Genomic DNA, 19,705 nt, shown 5'->3' on the forward strand with positions numbered 1-19,705 from the left:
AGAAAACTTCTCTCCGAATTCCTCTCCGCTTAAGTTCTTAAAGCCGTGCCGCCAGAAAATCGAGAAAGCAGCTGATCCGCGCGGCCAGCTGAGTATTGCGGTAATACACCGCATGCACCGGCTGCATAACCGTCTCGGTATGCTCAGCCAGTATCTGCACCAATCTCCCGGCCTGCCGATCTGCGGTCGTCATAAAGTCTGCTAGACATACGATACCTTGGCCTGCCAGTGCCAAATGCCGGATCGTTTCGCCGCTGGAAGCGGAAAGCGAGGGGGTAATTTCAAACGCGTTTCCGCCAGCGTGCCGCAGCGGCCATGTATTCAGCGTTGCGGTGCGGGTAAAAGCGATCAACTGGTGGTCGCGCAACGCGTCCGGCGTCTGCGGCGTGCCATGGCGTTGCAGATATTCCGGCGACGCAAGGATGCGTAGTGGATTACTCCCGAGCGGGCGCGCATGTAGCGTCGAATCCTGCAATTCCCCAATGCGGATTGCGATATCCGTACGCTGTTCCAGCAGGTCGATGATCTGATCGCTGGTATTTAATTCGAGCTCGACTTGCGGATACGCCTGCCGGAACGCGCTCACTAGCGGCACGATTACATGCAGCATAAATGGCGCTGCTGCATTGACGCGTAGCTTGCCGGCGGGGGATTGGTGCCGGATCAGCAGCGCCTCTTCGGCTTCATCGAGCGCCGCGAGGATGCTGCGTGCGTGTAACAAAAACAGTGCGCCTTCTTCAGTCAGATCCAGTCGGCGCGTAGTGCGGTTGAGCAAAGTTACGCCCAGATGTTGTTCCAGCTTACCCAAAGCGCGGCTCACGCCCGATGTGGTCTGGCCCAGGCTATGTGCTGCGCCGGTGAGTGAACCGGCATCTGCGACTGCCACAAAGTTACGCAGCGCTTCCGTGCTCAAAGCCATTGTTGACCCCGCCGCAAATAAAACTGCAGTAAGCCGCCTTTTTGCTCAACAGTAAAGGCTTAACCGCGTCCGGCTGCGAGCTGCAGTGCCCGGTTTACCGCCACCGCGTGTACCGAAATATGATCCTCGCCCGCAAAGACCATGCTCTTGACCGTGCTGCTGCCATCCAGTGTTTCCAATGTGGCGGCCAGATGCGCGGCCTCGCGCTGCATATAGTCTGCTTCTTTGCCACCGGTGGTGATATTCAGAATCCCGCGCATACCGGACCCCTCCGCCATCGCAGCGCGATAGGCCGCGACATCTGCATTTACGGCCTCGCGGTTAAACCATAGCGAAGGGCTGGAGGCGAAGTAACGTGCAAACAAGCCCGGCCGACGCAGCGCCAGGTGTACCGCGAACAAGCCCCCCAGCGAGTGTCCGAACAAGGTCAGCCGCTCGGCATCCAATCCTTCTTGCTCGATCAGTTGCGGGAGTAGTTGCTGTTCGATCAGATCCGCAAACCGTTCCTGGCCGCCGCCGGGATGCATCGGGCCATATTGGTGGGGCAGGGTCGCCAGGTCGGTCGCCGGTGTCATGTCCATAAAGCGTCGCTCCGGAAAGTAGGCGCCCTCGCCTGGGTAGCCGATGCCGATCACCGCCAGTGACCCCAAGGCCGGATTGCAACGCTGCGCGGCCACGGCTGCAGGAAAGGCGGCGTTGCCATCAAGCAAGAATAGGGCGGGGCAGGGCGTGGCGGCGTCGCTGGGACGCGACACAAATATCCGCCATTGCAGGCCTTCTGCCCCGCTTACGTCGTGGCAGCGCGTACCGCTAAGCGCGATATCGGTGGGGGGCTGCGTCATTCCGGTCTCCTTGTGATCGATACGGGCTTGCTTTCTTGAGATGTAGTCGCCGCTGAGCAAATTCTTTTGATTTGGTGTGCGCTGTATGCGGTAATCGACATCGCCAAGAAAGCTACAAATAAGCAAACGTGTATTTTATATCCGGACAGACCGGGCAATGTCGGCAGCAAATAGGGCCAGTGAGCCACGAAGTAGGCATGCACTGACAGCAAGATGCGCGTAATGCGAGATAAACGGCTGTCTTTCCGAAGGTAGCTTTAAGCCGCCTGATGCGACCCTCTATGACATCGTGTAGAAAGCAACTGAATGTCCGGCGTAATCTGTGTGCTGATATTCTCGTGACCTGCATCACATGTTTGACGCAAGGCGCTGTTAATTAAAGAGAAATCGCGATTCAGAAATATGAACACGTAAGAATGATTATGGCTGCACGTGCAAGCATGGATATATAGCAGACGTAAGTAATTGTTCTGGTGATATGATAGCGCCGTTAGTTTGGTGTGTGTTTTCCGTCCAATCGCAGTAATGAACTGACCAATAAATCTGATAAATGCGCGCAGTGCCGGACGGCGCTGCGGGAGGGCGTAGTAGTGAAATGCATCTATAAAGCGCTGTCATTGAGCATCGCACTGATGTCCACAACCAGTTGGGCCGCCTATGACCCGACCGACGCGCAATACGCCTATGCGAGCGCGGCGTACTTGTACGACAGCAATATTTTTCGGCTTAGCGATGGCTCCGACACCATTGCGGAGTTGGGTAAGGACAAGCGCAGCGACATGGTGTTTACCGCCAATGTGGGCGGGCATGCAGAGATCCGGCCGTCGCGGCAGGTGTTTGCGCTGGATGTAAATGTGGTGGCGCCGTTTTATCAGACCTACAGCGATATCGACTATGTGGGCTGGAACGGCGGGCTGAGCTGGCACGGTGAAATCGGCAAACAGTTTTATGGTTCGGCTTCGGCAAACAGCAGCAAGTCGCTGTCGGCGTTTGAAGACGTCGCGGCCGCCTTGATCGATTACAACAAGACCAACGCGGGCAGCGGCATGTTTGGCATGCACGTGACCAGCAACCTGGATTTACAGGGCACCGCCAGCGAGTCGCGCATTACGCACACTGACGAAACCTGGCTGGACGTGAAGAACAAACAGGCAGGGCTGAGCCTGCTGTATTCGACGGACTGGGGCAGCACGCTGGGTCTTAATTATCAGTACATCCGTGTGTTGTACGACAAAGACTCCTTGTTGTCGCAGTTGTTGAACGCGGATTACAAAGAGAAAACCCTGGGGCTGAGCCTGAGCTGGCCTTACAGCAGCAAGCTGAGTTTCAGCGGCAATATCGGCCGCCTGCACGTTGATCAGGATATGGGTGGCTCGGCCACCAGTTGGCAGGGCGGGGCCAATGTGAATTGGGCCGCCACCGGCAAAACATCGTTCGCGCTGAATTACGCGCATTCGCTGGATTCACCGGGTGCCACGTCCGGGCAGTCGTTCACCGACCACCTGGGGCTGGATGCGTATTACCAGTGGACCGCCAAGATCAAATTGCATGCCTCGGGCACCTATGACAAACGCCGTTACCCCGCTTCGCTGAACGCGGCGGAATACAACGAAAACACGCGCACCTTCAGGCTGGGCGCGGACTGGGCGCCCACAACGGCCATCCAGACCTCGATTTATGCGCAATACGCGGTGCGTAACTCGGATATTCCGGGCAATGCCTATGGCGACCATTTGCTGGGTGCGAACGCCAAGTTCTGGTTCTAGCCAGCCGCCGCCGCAACGGTGGCTTGAGTTGTTGACTACCAAAAATTATTAACTTGTTCTGCGAAAGCACCAAAAACAATATGAAACCACGCTCACTGAAACACTTTGCAGCGGCTTGCGCCTTGGTCTCCCTACCGCTTTGGGCCCACGCGCAGGCAACGATTACAACGTCATCGGTCGAAACCGCCACCTGGCAAGACGCTGTGGTTTCGGCTGATAGCCACGATGACGGCCGCCAGACCGATGGCGAAGCAGCCCAGGTGCTCAACGCGCTGCCGTTCTTCCGGATGTCAGAAGTTGGCCTGACGCGCGCGGGCTCGGTGATGGGCGGCGCGATGTCGGAGGGGCATCTCGGCGGTTCGTCAGGGAATACCAGTGGAGTAGGGGCAGGGAGCAGCGATGAAGACCGTCGCGCCTCGGTGGTCCCCGAGCCCGAAAACTGGTTGTTGTTGACACTCGGCGTGCCGCTGCTGCTGGCCCGTCGCAAGCGCTCCTCAAAGCAGTAAACCAGGCAACAGGATGGGTGAAGCCATGAACACCGTAAATACGCTGGAAACCAGTGCCGCCCTCAGCGTCGATGCCGCGCGTGAGGATGTCGATACGCTGCCGAATTATTTGCTGGGTGACCGCTTTGGTGAGTTTTCCAAAGTTGCCCCGGTGGCCAGCGTATTCAAACTGGTGATTGATCCCGTGTTGGTGGTGGGCACGATGGTGTTGCTGGCGTGGCTGTTTGATGTGGCCATCAGCGGCTACACCACAGTGCTGGCGGTGATTGCTTTTCTGTTGTCGGCACTGGTGCTCGAAGGCACGGTGCTGTTTGTGCCGGGCAATTCGCGGCCGTGGCAGGGCTTGGGCAAGATGGCGGTCAGCTGGTTGCTGATCTGCATGTTTCTTTATCTATTAGGCAGCGCCACCCATTTTGGCGACTATTTTGATCCGCGGTTTGTGCTGACGTGGATGGCGGTGGCACCGGTCACGCTGGTGTTAACGCACTGGATTATCCGCTCGGTGGTGGTGCATCCGGGGCATTCGCCCAGCAAGGCCAAACGGGTGGCGATCGTCGGCGCCAATCATGTGGGTCGTTTGCTGGCGCGGCGCGTCAAGAGCAGCCCCATCCACAATATTGAATTTGTCGGTTTCTTTGATGACCGCAGCATGGATCGGCTGGACGACGTCAAACCAGAAGAAATCCTCGGTCCGATCAGCTCGCTCACCCGATATTGCAAAGAACACGATATCCACGAGTTGTATATCTCGCTGCCCATGACCTCGCAGCCGCGTGTGCTGCAGTTGCTGGACGAAACCAAAGACACCACCGCTTCCATCTATTTCGTTCCCGATCTGTTCATTTTTGATCTGATCCAGGCGCGCTTTGACCAGATTGCCGGCGTGCCGGTCGTCGCCGTGTGCGAAAGCCCGTTTGTGGGCGTGCCAGGCGTGGTCAAGCGGCTGATCGACATCGCGCTGGCGCTGGCCATCCTCGCGCTGATCTGGCCGATCATGCTGGGCGTGGCGATTGCGGTGAAGGTGACTTCGCCCGGCCCGGTGTTGTTCCGCCAACGCCGCTATGGCGCGGATGGGCAATCCATCACCGTATATAAATTCCGCTCGATGACGGTGATGGAGGACGGCGACAAGGTCACCCAGGCCACCCGCAACGATCAACGCCTCACACCCATCGGCGGTTTCTTGCGTAAGGCCTCGCTCGACGAATTGCCGCAGTTCATCAATGTGCTGCAAGGGCGCATGAGCGTGGTAGGCCCACGGCCGCATGCCAATGCGCACAACGAGCTTTATCGCAAGCTGATCAAGGGCTACATGATTCGTCACAAGGTCAAGCCGGGGATTACCGGTTGGGCTCAGGTGAATGGCTATCGGGGTGAGACCGATACGCTGGACAAAATGCGTCGCCGGATCGACTTCGATCTGGAGTATTTGCGCAACTGGACGGTCTGGATGGACATCAAGATCGTCCTGAAAACGGTGACTTCGATGATCAATGACCGGAATGCATTCTGATAAGTTTGCCTTAAGCTACGTAAGTTAATGTTGGTCCATTACTGTCTCAATCGGAAAGCTTAATGATGAAAAACAATAAACTTGTATACCCGTTGGCGGTGGTTCTCGCGGTGGGCTTGTTGGCCGGTTGCGACAAGAAACCCAAGGCAGCCAGCCCCAGCCAGGTATTGGCCCGTGTCAACGACGCTGAAATCACCGTGCATCAACTCAACTATGTGTTGGCACGGCAACCCAATGCTTCGGATGACCAGAAGCAAGCCGTGCTCGACAAGCTGATCGACCAGGAATTGCTGGTGCAGAAGGCCGAGAAACTCAAGCTGGACCGTGATCCGACGGTGCTGCAATCGATCGAGGCCTCGCGCCGCCAGGTGTTGGCTCAGGCCGCCGCCGAGCGCGAATTCGGTCGCCCGGCCGAGCCTAGCCAGGCACAGATCGATGACTTCTACGCCAAGAACCCCAACCTGTTTGCCCAGCGCAAGGTGTATGACCTGGACGTGTTTGCGGTCAAGTCGTCCGACGTCAACGAAGGCCTGCGCAAAGAGCTGGATGCCAGTAAGACTGGCGCTGACACTCAGCAGATTCTGCAAACCCACAATATCCAGTTCCAGCATTCGACCGCGCAACGTGCGGCTGACCAGTTGCCGCTGGCTGCATTGCCGCAATTCGCGGCCATGAATCCGGGCGACATCTCGGTGCTGCCGCAAGGTGACGCCACCATGCTGTTGCAACTGAAACAAGCCACCCCCGCGCCGGTGGCAGAAAAAGACGCCGCCAAAATCATCGCGCGTTATCTGCAGAGCGATGCCGCCCGCACCACCGCGGCTGACCATCTGAAAAATCTGCGCGGCGGCGCCAAAATCGAATACGTCAAGCGCTTTGCCTCAGAGCCGGCCTCGGTGGCCGCAGGCGGGTCAGCAGACGAAGAACACCTCAAATCCGGTATCAAGGGGCTGAATTAACATGATGAAGTGGCTACTTACCCTGTGCATGGCGTGTATGTTTGCCCTGCCGCTGGCGGCACGCGCCGAAAATGCAGGCGAATACAAACTCGGACCCGGCGATGTGATCAAGGTCAGCGTGTATGACCATCCTGATCTGCAACTCGAACTGCAACTGACCAAAGACGGCGAACTGTCGTTTCCGCTGGTCGGCATGGTCAAGCTCAACGGCGTGTCGTTTGCCGAAGCGGAACAAGCCATCGCACAACGTTTGTCCAAAGGCGGTTTCATCAAGAACCCGCAAGTCAATGTGCTGATTTCGCAATATCGCAGCCAGCGCGTTTCCATCATTGGCGAGATTGCCAAGCCGGGCCGCTATTCGCTCGACTCGGCCACCAATCTGCTTGATCTGCTGGCCATTGCCGGCGGCCTGACCGGTAACGGTGGCGACGTGGTGCAGTTGCTGCGTGATGGCAAGAAAACCGAAATCAATCTGCCGCGCGATATCAATAACGGCAAGAGCGAGAACACTACCCTGCGCATGCAAAACGACGACGTGATCTACGTGCCGCGTATGGCGCAGTACTACGTGTACGGCGAAGTGGGGCGCCCGGGCAATTTCCGCCTGGAGCTCAACCAGACCGTGATGCAGGCCCTGGCCGTGGCGGGTGGCTTTAACCAGCGCGCGTCGCATACCTCGATCACCATCAACCGTCCCCAGCCCGATGGCAGCGTCAAAGTCATCGACGTTCAACCTAACGATCTAGTCCAGGCCAACGACGTTATCTACGTCAAAGAAAGCCTGTTCTAAGCGGGAGATCCACATGAACTTTACCCAGTTTCTCCAGGTGCTCCGGGCGCGCAAAGCCATCGTTCTGACGGTGTTCTTTGTGGTCGTGGGCGCAACCACGGTGGTGACGCTGATGTTGCCCAAGCGCTATACCGCCGAGCTGGTGATGTCGATCGACGCCCGTGGCCAGGATGCCGTCACCGGCCAGTCCATGGTCAACTTTCTGACGCCGGCTTATCTGGCCACCCAGGTAGACACCATTACCAGCCATAACGTGGCACTCAAGGTGGTGGATCAGTTGGGCCTGGCCAATTCGCCGGAAGCGCGGCAGAAGTGGGAAGACGCCGGTGGTGAAGGCAACTACCGCGACTTTATGGCGGATTCGATCCGCGCCAAGCTCGAGGTCAAGCCCAGCCGTGACAGCAATATGATCACGATCTCGTACACCTCGCCCGACCCGCATTACGCATCGGTCATCGCCAACGCCTTCGGTGCGGCTTACCAGAAGATGTTGATCGATATCCGCTCGTCCAATGCGCAGCAGAACAATGACTTCTTCCAGCAGCAGCTCAAAGGCCTTAAAGCCGATATGGATCGGGCGCAACAACGTCTGACCGAGTTCCAGCAAAAAGAAGGCATCAGTGCCACCGACGAGCGCATGGACATCGAAACACAGCGCCTGAACGATCTGGCGGCCCAACTGGGCGCAGCGCAATCGTCCACGCTGGAAGCGCAATCGCGTGCTCGTGGCGGTGTGGCTTCGCCGGACGTGCTCAACAATGGTCTGATCCAGAACCTCAAAGGCACGCTCGCGTCGCAAGAAGCGCAGTTCAAACAGATGCAAGCCAGCAACGGCCCCAATTATCCGAAGTACAAGGAAATGGAAGCCCAGGTGCAGGCCACGCGTGATCAGCTCAACCAGTTGCTGCGGCAGTACTCGGGCAGCGTGAGCAGCGTGGCATCCAACTCGGCCTCGCGCCAGGCTGCGGTTGAAGCCGCACTGGCTGAACAGAAGGCCCGCGTGATGGACATGAAAAAACGTCGCGCCACCATGGATGCACTGACTGCCGACGTCGACAACGCGCAAAAAGCCTATGCCCAGGCGCAGCAACGTTCGTTTGAGACCATGCTGCAAAGCCGCAACTCGTCCACCGACTACGCCATCCTGAAGTCGGCGCCGGAACCCAATGCACCGTCGGGCCCGCGCACCACCATGAATGTGCTGATGTCCATCATCGTTGGCTTGTTGCTGGGTATCAGCTTTGCCTGGCTGGCTGAAGTCATGAACCGCCGCGTCCGTTCGGCCATGGATGTAGAGCTGCTGCTGGATGTGCCGGTACTGGCAGATCTGCGCAAGACGCGCCGTCTGCGCCGTCCGCGCCCGCCGCTGTTGAATGGCCCGAAGGCCGCGTGAGGAAGACGCCATGAAACAAGAAATCATTATTCATAACCAGCATCAAGGCCTGCCCACCGGCAATATGGGCCAGCTGCTGCTGGACCAGGGCAAGCTGACGCTGCAACAGGCCGAGAACGTGCTGCGCCTGCAAAAAGAACAGAACATCCTGTTCGGCGAAGCGGCCATCAAGCTCGGTTACGTCACCGAACGCGATATCCAGTCGGCCTTGTCGCACCAGTTTTCCTACTCGCATCTGGCCGGGCAAGACACCGATCTGGACCAGGCGCTGGTGGCCGCGCATCAACCGTTTGGCCACGAAGTCGAAGCCATCCGCGGTTTGCGCAGCAAGCTGATGCTCAAGTGGATTACGCCGGGCAATAAGTCGCTGGCGATTACCTCGTGCGAAGAAACGCTCAAAAGCCATTTGCTGGCGGCCAACCTGGCCATCGTGTTTTCGCAACTGGGTGAACGCACGCTGCTGATCGACGCCAATATGCGTAATCCGCAACAGCACGCCCTGTTCAAGATTGATCAACGCCCCGGTCTGTCCGACATCCTGGCCGGTCGCGCCAACCTGAGCGCGGCCCGTGCCGTCGACGGTTTGCGTGCCCTGCATGTGTTGCCGGCCGGCACCGTGCCGCCCAACCCGCAAGAACTGCTGACCCGCATGCATTTTGATGAGCTGATGCTGCAAGCCATCAGCGAGTTTGATGTGGTGATCGTCGATACCCCGGCGCTGGATGCCGCGGCCGATGGTCAACTGGTGGCAGCGCGGGCGCGTGGCGTGGTGATGGTGGCACAGACCGACATCACCCCGGTCAAGAGCCTGAACCGGGCTCGCGATGAAATTGTCGGCTCGGGCGCGGAAGTTCTGGGTTGTGTCATGGCCTGAGGGCCGGATGCAAACAAGGCGTGCGCCGGTGCAAGCACTGGCGCACCCCCACTGATTTAAAGAGAGATCGTGATGGATAGTGGCTCGACCATGTCAAAAAACACCGCCAGTGAACTCAGCACGCTGCTCAGCCGCATTGCGCTGCCGCTGGTTGGGCTGCTGGTATTGCTGGTGCCGACGGTGTTGCGGCTGGCCAGCACACTGTGGGATTCCGATGAGCAAGCGCATGGTCCGATCGTATTGCTGATCGTGCTGTGGCTGTTCTGGTCGCGCCGCGACGAGGTCAAATTCAGCGCGCCCTCGATGTGGGGTTGGCCGCTGTTGGTGGTGGGCGCGCTGATGTACATCATGGGCCGCTCGCAGCAGATCTATCTGTTTGAAATTGGCGCATTCATTCCGCTGATTGCCGGCGTGCTGCTGGTCTACGGCGGTTGGGCCATGCTCAAGACTTACCGCTTTGCCGTGTTCTTTATCCTGTTCATGATTCCGCTGCCGGGTTCGGTGGTGGATATGCTCACCGGTACGCTCAAGCAATATGTGTCGGTGCTGGCCGAAAACGCCTTGTATGCCCTGGGTTATCCGATTGCCCGCACCGGCGTCATGCTGACCATCGGACCGTATGAACTACTGGTGGCCGATGCCTGCTCGGGCCTGCATTCCATGTTCAGTCTGTATGCCATGGGCCTGTTGTATCTCTACCTGGCGCAATACAAATCGATCTCGCGCAACCTGCTGATTTTTCTGGCCATCGCACCGATTGCCTTCCTCGCCAATGTGGTGCGGGTCATGATCCTGGTGCTGGTGACGTATTACTTTGGCGATGCGGCCGGGCAGGGTTTTATCCACGGCTTTGCCGGGATCATGATCTTTGCCGTCGCACTGGCGCTGTTGTTCTCGCTGGATAGTCTGATGGGCCTGTTCCGGCCGCGTCATAAAGGAGCCGCTGTATGAAACCGTTAACTAAAGGTCTGATCGTTTGCGCGATCATGGTATCGGGCGCCGTGGTGGCGCAGGCGCTGACTCCCACGCAGTTTATGGCGCAACAACGCAAGGTCGACCTGGAAACCGCGATCCCGGCGCAATTCGGCACCTGGAAAACCGTGGTCGATACCGCGCCGGTGGTGCAGTCGGCCGAGTCACAAGCGGTGCTGGCCAAGCTCTACAGCCAGATCCTGTCGCGCACCTACATCAATCCGCAGGGCGAACGCATCATGCTGATGATTGCGTACGGCGAAGACCAGCGTGATAACGGCGGCCGCCAGTTGCATCGGCCGGACATCTGCTATCCGGCACAAGGCTTTGCCATTCATGGCGTTGAACAAACCGTGGTACGCACCGGCAGTGGCCCGGTACCGCTAACGCGTCTGACTGGCGTTAATGGTCGTCGCATCGAACCGGTGTCGTTCTGGACCACCATCGGTGATCAGATCGGCGCAGACCCGACTGATTTTAAAAAGCGTCTGTGGGGCTACGGCTTCAGAGGCCTGATTCCGGATGGCTCCATCGTGCGCGTGTCGACCATCTCGGCCGATGAGCCGCGTGCTTATGCCCTCGAAAACCAGTTTATCGATCAAATGGTGTCCTCCAGTCCGCAAGCCGCCGCCGTACTCGGCGTGGGCCGCGAGAGCACCGCGCTGTAACGCTTGCCTGACCAGAACACGGTAGCTCGCTACCTGGAGAAAAAAACCGTGCGCCTCGCTCTTAACCTGCCTCATATCCAGCTGCCCCCGTGGGCCTATCGCGTCTACGATTTTCTGGCGCGCTGGGTTCCGCCCGTTCTGCGCTGGACCTCGCTGATTTTCTTGTGTCTGTTCATTGGCCTGACCGTGGCCGTGATGGGGATGTTCGGCGCCATTTTCTGGTGCGGCATCGCCGCCATGCTGCTGCTGCCGCTGGTGGTCACCCAGCAGAACCGTCTGCTGCGTGAAGGCACGGTGTATGTCTATCTCGGCTATATCGTGCTGCTGCCGATGGCGGTCAAGATGACGTTTGAAGGCCTGCAAAGCCCGCCGCAAATCTTGTTGTTTACGCTGGGCCTGTTGGGCTTGCCCGCGTTTTTGCGCTACTGCGGTCAGAGCCGGCTGCTGGTGCTGGCCATGTTGTCGTTCTTGTTGTTCATCACGTTTGCGCTGTTGTCGACCTACTTTGGCCGTTCGCAAACCATGGCCTTTATCAATCAGAGCTTCAGTGATCTCAAGGGCATACTGATGCTGTGTGGCGGTTTCCTCGCCCTGTGGACCGCACGCACCGAGCGCATTCTGGATCGCTTTGCGCGTTATTACTGGCTGTTTGCCGGGGCGATGGTGGCGCTGGAGTGGGGCGCGCCGTCGGCGTATTACAAGGTGTTCCACGGCATGCCCGGTGGCCCCGATCCGACGGGTATCTTTCCGGGGCGCGCCAATGGCCCGTATGAACATCCGGCCTATCTGGCGGCGACCGCCACCTTCTTTGGCATCTATTGTTTTGCCCGCATGGTCACCGAAAAAAACTGGCGGGGCTGGGCGGTGGCTGCGGCCGGGCATGCGCTGATCCTGCTGTTTGCGGTGCAACGCCAGGCATTGATTGGTGCCATGGCGGCCTGCTTCATGATCATGCTGCTGTCTAATCCGCGTGCGCTGGTCAAGCGCGGCACCATGGCATTGATGGGTGGCGCGCTGATCCTGAGCGTGGTGGGCAGCATTTATTCCAAATATATCGTCAACGATCTGCAGCAGTGGGGTAATACCCGGACCGGTGCGGTCACGGCACCGCGAGCACAGATTTATCAAACCAGCGTCGAGATCGCGCAGAACTACTTTCCGCTGGGCGCGGGTCTGGGCACTTATGGCGGCGCCGGTGCGGCCAAATACGACGATACCTTGTACTGGGATAGCGGCTTTAACCAGCTGTGGTGGTTCCAGCGCAAAGAGAATTTCTTGATGGATACCTACTGGCCCAATCCGATTGCCGAAACCGGTATGTTCGGCGCGGCAAGCCTGATGTCCTTCTATTTGTTCATGCTGGCCTTTATGGTGGTCAAGGCCTACAAGGCCAGACCCGGCTTGCGCTTTTACTGGCTGCTGGCTTCGGGTTCGTTCTTGTCGGTATTGCAGTTGACCGCCACCCACCCTGGTTTTACCGATCCGCGTCTGTTCTTGCTGACCTCGATGACGCTGGGCTGGGCGGCCACGCGTGAGCGTGAAGCCAAGGCCGTCACCGCCGTGGGCCCGCAACCGCAAAAGCCGGCACGCTTTGGTATGCGCTCTGCTTATGCCGCCGCGCGGGTGACACGATGAAGCGCCTGCAGCAAAGCGCCGTGTTACTGGCACTGGCGCTGGCGCAGGCCAGCGCATGGGCGGCCGAGGCCAACTGCAATGGCATTGATCCGCTGGCAGTCAGCATCGACCCCAATCAGGTGGTGCGCGATAACGTACCGCGTGCGCTATTTGGTTTTAATTTGCCGTGGGCGGATTTTCAGAAAGGCTTTACCGAAGACGGTAAAGTACGCGCTGATGTGCTGGCGTGGCTCAAACCTTTTGCCGGTGCCTTGTATCGTTATCCCGGCGGTACACCTTCCAACTGGTTTGAATGGCAAAAGTCGGTGGGCAAAGACCGGCCCAAACAGGTTTTCGATTACGACCAGGCCTATCAAGCCACGTTTGGCATCGACGAAATGCTGGCCTTCATGAATGAAGTGAATGGCCGCGCCATCTTCACCTTTAATCTGCAAGGCCCGCACAAACAGAATCTGGATGACGACTGGGTGGTGCAGAACAGCATGAGCTGGATGCAGCACGTCAAGGACAGCAAGCTGGCGCACTGCCAGAACATGGCCAGCGCCGACTGCCGCGTTGCGTACTGGGAAATGGGCAATGAGCTGGATATGTCCGGACGCTGGCAATCCAAGTCCTACGGTGCCCGGGTGCAGGCGGTGCTGAACGCGGCGCAAGACAAGTTTCCGGAGGCGCGCATGCTGGTGGGGTCGCAAACCTCGCCGTGGGGGCGCAACCCCAATCAGGAAAAAGATTTCGACCAGCAAGTGGTGCGGCAGATGGTGGGCAGCGATGCCCGGCAAAAGCTCAAGGCGCGTGCCCTGGCCGACCAACCGGCCGAGATCAATCCGAATATCTACGGCGTGGCTTTTCATGTGTATTACGACGGCCAGGACGTGCCAACCTCGATGAGCTGGGCCGGGCGGCTGCATAACCAGTGGCTGCAACAAGGCCATGAGGCGGGTACGCGCAGCAATGACGCGGCCAATCCGGGCAATCACATCGTGGTCACCGAACACGCCTTGTGGCCGGGTACACCGGCCAATGGCAACTGGGATCAAGCGCTGGCGCTGGCCAGCGGTGGCCAGGGCGCGGTGTCGACCGCCGACTGGATCCTGGCGGCGGCGGGTACGCCCTTTATTGAAGGCATGAACTGGCACGCCATCGAAGTCGGCGCGGCCTGGCGTTTGTTCCGCTATGTGCCGCCGGCCAATGGCAAAGCGGCGCAGGTGTTCCCGATGCCGGTGTATTGGGCGCAGCGCACGCTGCGCGACGCCTGGCTGGATGATCTGGTCAAGGTCACGCCCATCCGCACCGGCCGCGTCGCCAATTACGCCTACGGTTTGCGCCTGGCCGCCATGCGCAGCAATGACCGCAGCCAGACCAGTCTGCTCGGGGTAAACCGCAGCACCCAGCCGGTGCTGTTGCAGATCAAGTGGCCGGGCGCGGCGGGCAAGCTGAATATGCTGAGCACCGAAGCGGGCCAACGTCTGGCGGAAAACACGCCGGAAGCGCCCAACGCGATTACGCAAAAGCAAAGCCAGCTGACGCTGACGGCCAATCAGCCCGCCATGGTTTGCGTGCCTGGCATGACCGTATTTTCGCTGGCCAGCAAGGCCGGCCAGTAAGGCCAGCACGCCGCCAGGCCCACACCCGATTCTGCCCGCCTGGCCTGGTGCCGGGCGGGCGCAGGTTTATTTTTGAGCGGTGACCGACATGGCAACCATACTGACCGGGAAATCCTATCCCTTTATTTTCAATACGCCGCGCAGCAACCAGTTTGATAACGTGGTGCGCTCCAAGGTGTACAGCGGGCATCGCTTCTGGGGTCCGCTGCAGGCGGTATCAGTGCAGAAACGCATCGGCGGCCCGGATCTGATCCACGCCTTCAACAGCATTCCGCTGGATCTCAAGCCGTTTGTGCTGGGCTTTGAAGGCGAACTGCCACGCTCGATGTCCGGCCCTGGCCGCCTGGCCATGCGCAAGCTGCTGCGGCCGCAATTGCTCAGCCGTCGCTGCCGTGGTTTGTTTCCGATCAGCAAATTTGCGCGCCATCTGTTTGAGCGGTCGGCACGTGACTGGCCCGAGTTCGAGCAGGCGCTGGCCAAATGCCAGGTGGTTTATCCCAGCATTCCTTTGCATGTGACCGAGCCGCGTACGCTGCATACCAATCCGATCACGCTGACGTTTATTGGTGCCGAATGGGCGCGCAAGGGCGGGGTGGTGTGCACCCGGCTGGCGCAGTTGCTCAAGGCGGCGGATATCCCGTTTGTGCTGAACATGATTTCCGGCATGAACTACGGCCTGCACGTTTATACCGACACCAACGCCGAGTTCTATGCCAACGACGTGGCTGCGCTCAAGACCGAGGGTATCCGCGTCATGAACGGGCTGCCCAATAAACAGGTCCTTGAGATCCTGGCGCAAAGCGATCTGTGCCTGCTGCCCACGCTGGATGATTCGTTCGGATTCAACATCATCGAAAGCATGAGCTACGGCGTGCCGGTGATTGCCTCCGGCATTTGCGCCATCCCCGAAATCATCGACAACGGGCTGGACGGCTTTTTGCTGAAGTTGCCGGTGGACGAGGGCGGTCGTTGGCAACATATTTATACCCCCGCCGAGCAACGCAGCAGCGCCGCATTCCAGCGCCAGCTCGATGCCACTTATAGCGATCTGGCGGCGCAGATGTTCGACATCGTGCGCCGTGTGGTGAATGGCGAGATCGACTACCGCGCGCTGTCAGCCCATGCGATCAAAAAGATCGAGCAGCGCTTTGAAGCCAATCTCATCAGTGCCCAGTGGCACCAGATCTACGCGCGCAGTTTGCAGCGCGCCTGATCCGGCCACCGCTGGTGTAACCCTGAACGTCGTGGCGGCCAGTACCTGCGGGTGCGGCCGCTGCTCGCCTGGAACCTGCCATGTCTGTTGTTAAAAATCTCTTCTTTATGAGCGGCTCCACCGCCGCCCGCCTGGCCGCCGGCCTGCTTACGTTTACGGTGATGGCGCGCTTTCTGGGGCCGGAACCGTTTGGCGTGCTGATGTACTGGCTGTCGGTGGCGGCCTTGTTGTCGCTGGTCAGCAACTTTGGTCTGACCACTTATCTATTACGCGAAATGGGTGCCCAGCCTGGCCATCCCTCCGCGCTGCTCAACGAGATGTGGACCAGCAAGTTCATCCTTACCGTGCTGCTGTTACTGGGCTGCGGCCTGGCCCTGCCGTTTTTGCACGATATGGACAGCCGCATCATCTTTGTCTGTCTGGTCATCGGCATGACGCTGGAAACCTATCTCGACATGCTCAACGCCGGCTTTCGCGGCGTAAATCGTTATGACGCCGAGGCACGCAATGCCACCCTGCTGGTCATGATCAATCTGATCTGCATGGTGGGCGTGCTGTTTTTCTGGCGCACGCCGGTGGCCGGCGCAGTGGCCTTTGTGCTGGCGCGCAGCACCGGCTTTGCCATCACCTTCTATCAAGTGCAAAAGCTGATTGGCCGGATTCATCTGGTGCCGTTGCGCCAGGGCGCCAGCCGCATTCGGCCTGCGGTGGCCTACGCGCTGGACGCGGGTTTCCAGATGGCATTTGGTCAGGTCGACGGGGTGGTGCTGAATCACACCATCGGCCCGGCCGCCGTCGGCTTGTATCAGGCTGGCCTGAAGCTGTTTATGGGTGGCGCGCAGGGGATACAGATTCTGGCCAATGTGTTTTTGCCGCGCGCTGCGGCGCGCAGCCACAACGCGCAGGAATTTGCGCAGGAAGCCAAACGCATCCAGTACGCCTTTATCGGCTTTGGCGCGCTGTTCGGGCTGGCGCTAGCGATTTTTGCCAAACCGATCACCCTGCTGTTTTTCGGCCAGGCCTTCTTGCCGCTGCAGAATTTGCTGCCGTGGTTTGGTTTGTTGTTTCTGGTTCGCTTCTCCGCCTCGGCCTGGGGCATTTTGATGACGGCAGCCGGGCGGCAGAAACGCCGGGTGGCGCTCACGGCGGTGCATTGGGTGGTGATTGCCATCGCCGCGGTGGTGCTGATTCCTCGCTATGGCATTCCCGGCTGGATTATGGCGCTGACCGTGGGTAACGGCTTTCTGGCGCTCGGTTATTTCTGGTCCGTGCGGGAGCAGACCACCCACCCGTATTCGGTGATTGCGGCGTCGGTACTGCTCGCCACCAGTTTTGTACCTTTCGTCTGGGTACATTGATTGTCAGCATAAAAAATACGGCGCTGAAAGCCATGGCCTGTGACAGCGCCCACTCGGCCGCCCGCGTGTCAGACGAATTCTGATTGACGCATTGCAGCAAATCCTTATTTACCGCGCCTTGGCGGGCAAAAATCGCCCTGTAGTGGTGTTACATTCACTACATAAAACTTTCTCTACCTGAACGAAGTTTATCGTTATAATCGTCACAAACAGAGGCATGGTGTAAACATGAAGAAAGCAACTGACATCTCAACCGTGGTGAAATCGGGGCTGTGCTCAGGCTGCGGCCTGTGCAGTTCCGTGGCCGCGCCACAGGTGCAGATGCGCATGACCGAAGCCGGCTATCTGCGGCCCATGGTGCAGTCGCCGCTGACCCCGTCGCAACACCAGCAAGTGGCCGCCTCCTGCCCGGGAATGCGGATCGAGCACGATGCGGTTACCGAACCGTATCACCCGATCTGGGGCCCGCTGGTGGGCGTGGCAACCGGTTATTCCACCGATGCTGAAGTACGGCATAAGGGTTCGTCGGGCGGCGGCATTTCGGCGCTGTCCTTGTATTTGCTTGAAACCGGCAAGGTCGAGTTCATCGCGCAAATTGCCACCAGCATGACTGACCCGCTCAAGAACGAGCTGCAACTGAGCCGGACCCGCGCCGATGTGCTGCATGCCGCTGGCTCACGCTATGCGCCGTCGGCACCGCTGGCGCGGATTGTTGAATTGCTCGACAGCGGGGCGCGCTTTGCTTTTGTGGGCAAGCCCTGTGATGTGGCCGCGCTGCGCCAGTATGGCCGCACCGATCCGCGCGTGGCCCAGCAAGTGCCTTATATGTTGTCGTTTATGTGCGCTGGCATACCCAGCCACCGCGGCACGCTGGAACTGCTGCAAACGCTGGGGGTAACGCCCAACCAGGTCAAGACCTTCCGTTATCGCGGCGATGGCTGGCCCGGCAAGGCGCGCGTGGTGACACATGCCGGTGACGTGCGTGAAATGGATTACAACGCCTCGTGGGGCACCATCCTTAATAGGCATCTGCAGTTCCGCTGCAAGATCTGCCCGGATGGCACCGGCGAGTTTGCCGATGTGGTGTGCGCCGATGCCTGGTATGGCAAAGACGGCTATCCGGACTTTGAAGAACGCGAAGGCCGCAGCCTGATGCTGACCCGCACGACAGCGGGCGAAAGCATGGTCAAGGACGCGATCGCGGCCGGTTACCTGGTACGCGAACCGCTCGACGTTAAAGAAATCAGCGGCATGCAGCCGTATCAGGTCAATCGCAAGCAAATGGTGCTGGCGCGCTTGCTGGGTACGCGCTTTCGCCAGGGCGTTGCGCCCCGTTATATCAATGTCGGCCTGATGACTGCGGCTCGACAAACCTCATTCGTGCCATGGCTGCGTAGCCTGGTCGGGACCTACAAGCGCGCATTGGGAGAAACCAGTTGAAAACCAGAACCTCTGACAGCAGCCGCGCCCCGGCCACCCTCACGGTCGGCCTGCTGTGGCATTCCATCTCGTCCGATAACCTGGGCGTGGGCGCGCTGACTGAATCGCAAATCGCCATCTGCGAAAAAGCCGCGCAACGCGCCGGCGTCAGCGTGAATTACATTCTGTTTGGCACCTCGGGCGGCAGCAGCTACGCCCCGGCTGGCGTGCGCATCGAACAAGGCCCGCGCGTGTCCATCAAGCGCATGCTGACCGGCAATTCGGATTACCTGCGCGAAGTGGAGCGCTGTGATCTGGTACTGGATATCGGCGAGGGCGACAGCTTTGCCGATATCTACGGCACCAAGCGCTATCTGTTTTTGCTGGCGTCCAAGCTGGGTGTGCTGGCCAAAAACAAACCGCTGGTGTTGTCGCCGCAAACCATCGGGCCGTTTGACAAGCCGCTGCAACGTTGGGCCGCCTCCGCCGTCATGCGCAAAGCCGAATGCGTGTTTGCGCGTGATGAGATGTCGAGCGCCTATCTGGAAAAACTGGGCGTGCGTGGCAATGTGCGCGAAGTGATCGATGTGGCGTTCCGCCTGCCGTTTACCAAGCCGGTGCGTGCAGCGGGCGGCAAAACAAAGATCGGCATCAACGTATCCGGTCTGTTGTTTGCGGGCGGCTACACCGGCAACAACCAGTTTGGCCTGACCATCGATTACGCCGAATACATGCGCTCGCTGTTGCGCACGTGGACGGCGCTGCCCAATACCGAAGTACATCTGATTGCCCACGTTATCCCGGACAACATGCCGGAAGAAGATGACCGTGTGGCCATCACCCAGTTGCTGAAGGAATTCCCCACGGCATTCAAAGCGCCGGAATTCCGCTCCCCGGCCGAAGCCAAATCGTTTATCTCGGGCATGGACTTCATGACCGGCGCGCGCATGCATGCGTGTATTGCCGCGTTCTCGTCCGGCGTGCCGGTGGTACCGCTGGCGTACAGCCGCAAATTCAATGGCCTGATGGCCACGCTGGGTTACACCTGGCTGGCCGACGGCAAGGCAATGACCACGGCCGAAGCGGTGGCGATCACGCTCAAGGGCTTTGAGCAACGCGAAGAACTGGCCGCGCAAGTGGCGCGTGGCAATGCGCGCGCCGCAGCCCGGCTGGATGATTACGAAGACTTTCTGGTCGATCTGTTCAACCAGGTGCAACCGGCGGCCAAGCGCAGCGCCGTGGCGGCACAGTCGTTGCAGCAGGCGTGAGCGCGA

17 protein-coding genes are annotated in these 19,705 nt (G+C 59.2%); 15 read left to right on the forward strand and 2 right to left on the reverse strand.

Annotated features, from left to right (window positions below):
- Window positions 1–37 precede the first annotated feature (37 nt).
- Window positions 38–919, reverse strand: a complete 882-nt coding sequence (locus ACYQ1A_RS10040) for a LysR substrate-binding domain-containing protein (protein ID WP_499361906.1) — start codon at window positions 917–919, stop codon at window positions 38–40.
- Window positions 920–978: 59 nt separating this feature from the next.
- The gene (locus ACYQ1A_RS10045; RefSeq protein ID WP_499361907.1) at window positions 979–1,761 is read right to left on the reverse strand and encodes an alpha/beta hydrolase; all 783 of its coding nucleotides are present in this window, start codon (window positions 1,759–1,761) and stop codon (window positions 979–981) included.
- A 632-nt stretch (window positions 1,762–2,393) separates the two neighbouring features.
- Between ACYQ1A_RS10045 and ACYQ1A_RS10050 the strand changes: the two genes are divergently transcribed.
- From ACYQ1A_RS10050 to ACYQ1A_RS10120, 15 genes are all read left to right on the forward strand, one after another.
- Window positions 2,394–3,527, forward strand: a complete 1,134-nt coding sequence (locus ACYQ1A_RS10050; RefSeq protein WP_499361908.1) for an outer membrane beta-barrel protein — start codon at window positions 2,394–2,396, stop codon at window positions 3,525–3,527.
- Window positions 3,528–3,607: 80 nt separating this feature from the next.
- On the forward strand, window positions 3,608–4,033 hold the full coding sequence (locus ACYQ1A_RS10055; RefSeq protein ID WP_499361909.1) for a PEP-CTERM sorting domain-containing protein: 426 nt from the start codon (window positions 3,608–3,610) through the stop codon (window positions 4,031–4,033).
- Between the two features lie 25 nt (window positions 4,034–4,058).
- Entirely contained in the window at window positions 4,059–5,546 is a 1,488-nt protein-coding gene (locus tag ACYQ1A_RS10060) for an undecaprenyl-phosphate glucose phosphotransferase (protein WP_499361910.1), read from the forward strand.
- A gap of 62 nt (window positions 5,547–5,608) precedes the next feature.
- Window positions 5,609–6,505 (forward strand): EpsD family peptidyl-prolyl cis-trans isomerase, encoded by an 897-nt coding sequence (locus ACYQ1A_RS10065; protein ID WP_499361911.1) that lies wholly within the window; start codon window positions 5,609–5,611, stop codon window positions 6,503–6,505.
- Window position 6,506: 1 nt separating this feature from the next.
- Window positions 6,507–7,295 (forward strand): polysaccharide export protein EpsE, encoded by a 789-nt coding sequence (gene epsE, locus ACYQ1A_RS10070; RefSeq protein WP_062221294.1) that lies wholly within the window; start codon window positions 6,507–6,509, stop codon window positions 7,293–7,295.
- Window positions 7,296–7,308: 13 nt separating this feature from the next.
- Window positions 7,309–8,688 (forward strand): chain length determinant protein EpsF, encoded by a 1,380-nt coding sequence (gene epsF, locus ACYQ1A_RS10075; protein WP_499361912.1) that lies wholly within the window; start codon window positions 7,309–7,311, stop codon window positions 8,686–8,688.
- 10 nt (window positions 8,689–8,698) lie between these two features.
- Window positions 8,699–9,562, forward strand: a complete 864-nt coding sequence (gene epsG, locus ACYQ1A_RS10080; RefSeq protein ID WP_499361913.1) for a chain length determinant protein tyrosine kinase EpsG — start codon at window positions 8,699–8,701, stop codon at window positions 9,560–9,562.
- Between the two features lie 90 nt (window positions 9,563–9,652).
- Window positions 9,653–10,513, forward strand: a complete 861-nt coding sequence (gene xrtB / locus ACYQ1A_RS10085; RefSeq protein ID WP_499361914.1) for an exosortase B — start codon at window positions 9,653–9,655, stop codon at window positions 10,511–10,513.
- Complete coding sequence (epsI, locus tag ACYQ1A_RS10090; RefSeq protein WP_499361915.1) at window positions 10,510–11,202, forward strand: exosortase-associated protein EpsI, B-type; 693 nt, start codon at window positions 10,510–10,512, stop codon at window positions 11,200–11,202. The genes xrtB and epsI overlap by 4 nt, the downstream gene beginning before the upstream one ends.
- Before the next feature lie 48 nt (window positions 11,203–11,250).
- The gene (locus ACYQ1A_RS10095; protein ID WP_499361916.1) at window positions 11,251–12,837 is read left to right on the forward strand and encodes an O-antigen ligase family protein; all 1,587 of its coding nucleotides are present in this window, start codon (window positions 11,251–11,253) and stop codon (window positions 12,835–12,837) included.
- The gene (locus tag ACYQ1A_RS10100) at window positions 12,834–14,441 is read left to right on the forward strand and encodes an alpha-L-arabinofuranosidase family protein (RefSeq protein WP_499361917.1); all 1,608 of its coding nucleotides are present in this window, start codon (window positions 12,834–12,836) and stop codon (window positions 14,439–14,441) included. The genes ACYQ1A_RS10095 and ACYQ1A_RS10100 overlap by 4 nt, the downstream gene beginning before the upstream one ends.
- A gap of 88 nt (window positions 14,442–14,529) precedes the next feature.
- Window positions 14,530–15,654: a glycosyltransferase family 4 protein gene (locus ACYQ1A_RS10105; protein ID WP_499361918.1), complete on the forward strand. Its 1,125-nt coding sequence runs from the start codon at window positions 14,530–14,532 to the stop codon at window positions 15,652–15,654.
- Between the two features lie 80 nt (window positions 15,655–15,734).
- A complete protein-coding gene (locus ACYQ1A_RS10110) occupies window positions 15,735–17,012 on the forward strand; it encodes a lipopolysaccharide biosynthesis protein (protein ID WP_499361919.1) in 1,278 nt (425 codons plus the stop codon).
- A gap of 228 nt (window positions 17,013–17,240) precedes the next feature.
- A complete protein-coding gene (locus ACYQ1A_RS10115) occupies window positions 17,241–18,452 on the forward strand; it encodes a Coenzyme F420 hydrogenase/dehydrogenase, beta subunit C-terminal domain (RefSeq protein ID WP_499361920.1) in 1,212 nt (403 codons plus the stop codon).
- Window positions 18,449–19,699, forward strand: a complete 1,251-nt coding sequence (locus ACYQ1A_RS10120) for a polysaccharide pyruvyl transferase family protein (protein WP_499361921.1) — start codon at window positions 18,449–18,451, stop codon at window positions 19,697–19,699. Before ACYQ1A_RS10115 ends, ACYQ1A_RS10120 begins: the two co-directional genes overlap by 4 nt.
- The last annotated feature ends 6 nt before the right edge of the window (window positions 19,700–19,705 follow it).

The sequence above is a fragment of the Silvimonas sp. JCM 19000 genome (assembly GCF_054652575.1).

Coding starts and splice junctions, on each gene's coding strand:
- ACYQ1A_RS10040 (WP_499361906.1), bottom strand. CDS start 919: ATGGCTTTGAGCACGGAAGCGCTGCGTAACTTTGTGGCAGTCGCAGAT.
- ACYQ1A_RS10045 (WP_499361907.1), bottom strand. CDS start 1,761: ATGACGCAGCCCCCCACCGATATCGCGCTTAGCGGTACGCGCTGCCAC.
- ACYQ1A_RS10050 (WP_499361908.1), top strand. CDS start 2,394: ATGTCCACAACCAGTTGGGCCGCCTATGACCCGACCGACGCGCAATAC.
- ACYQ1A_RS10055 (WP_499361909.1), top strand. CDS start 3,608: ATGAAACCACGCTCACTGAAACACTTTGCAGCGGCTTGCGCCTTGGTC.
- ACYQ1A_RS10060 (WP_499361910.1), top strand. CDS start 4,059: ATGAACACCGTAAATACGCTGGAAACCAGTGCCGCCCTCAGCGTCGAT.
- ACYQ1A_RS10065 (WP_499361911.1), top strand. CDS start 5,609: ATGATGAAAAACAATAAACTTGTATACCCGTTGGCGGTGGTTCTCGCG.
- epsE (WP_062221294.1), top strand. CDS start 6,507: ATGATGAAGTGGCTACTTACCCTGTGCATGGCGTGTATGTTTGCCCTG.
- epsF (WP_499361912.1), top strand. CDS start 7,309: ATGAACTTTACCCAGTTTCTCCAGGTGCTCCGGGCGCGCAAAGCCATC.
- epsG (WP_499361913.1), top strand. CDS start 8,699: ATGAAACAAGAAATCATTATTCATAACCAGCATCAAGGCCTGCCCACC.
- xrtB (WP_499361914.1), top strand. CDS start 9,653: ATGTCAAAAAACACCGCCAGTGAACTCAGCACGCTGCTCAGCCGCATT.
- epsI (WP_499361915.1), top strand. CDS start 10,510: ATGAAACCGTTAACTAAAGGTCTGATCGTTTGCGCGATCATGGTATCG.
- ACYQ1A_RS10100 (WP_499361917.1), top strand. CDS start 12,834: ATGAAGCGCCTGCAGCAAAGCGCCGTGTTACTGGCACTGGCGCTGGCG.
- ACYQ1A_RS10105 (WP_499361918.1), top strand. CDS start 14,530: ATGGCAACCATACTGACCGGGAAATCCTATCCCTTTATTTTCAATACG.
- ACYQ1A_RS10110 (WP_499361919.1), top strand. CDS start 15,735: ATGTCTGTTGTTAAAAATCTCTTCTTTATGAGCGGCTCCACCGCCGCC.
- ACYQ1A_RS10115 (WP_499361920.1), top strand. CDS start 17,241: ATGAAGAAAGCAACTGACATCTCAACCGTGGTGAAATCGGGGCTGTGC.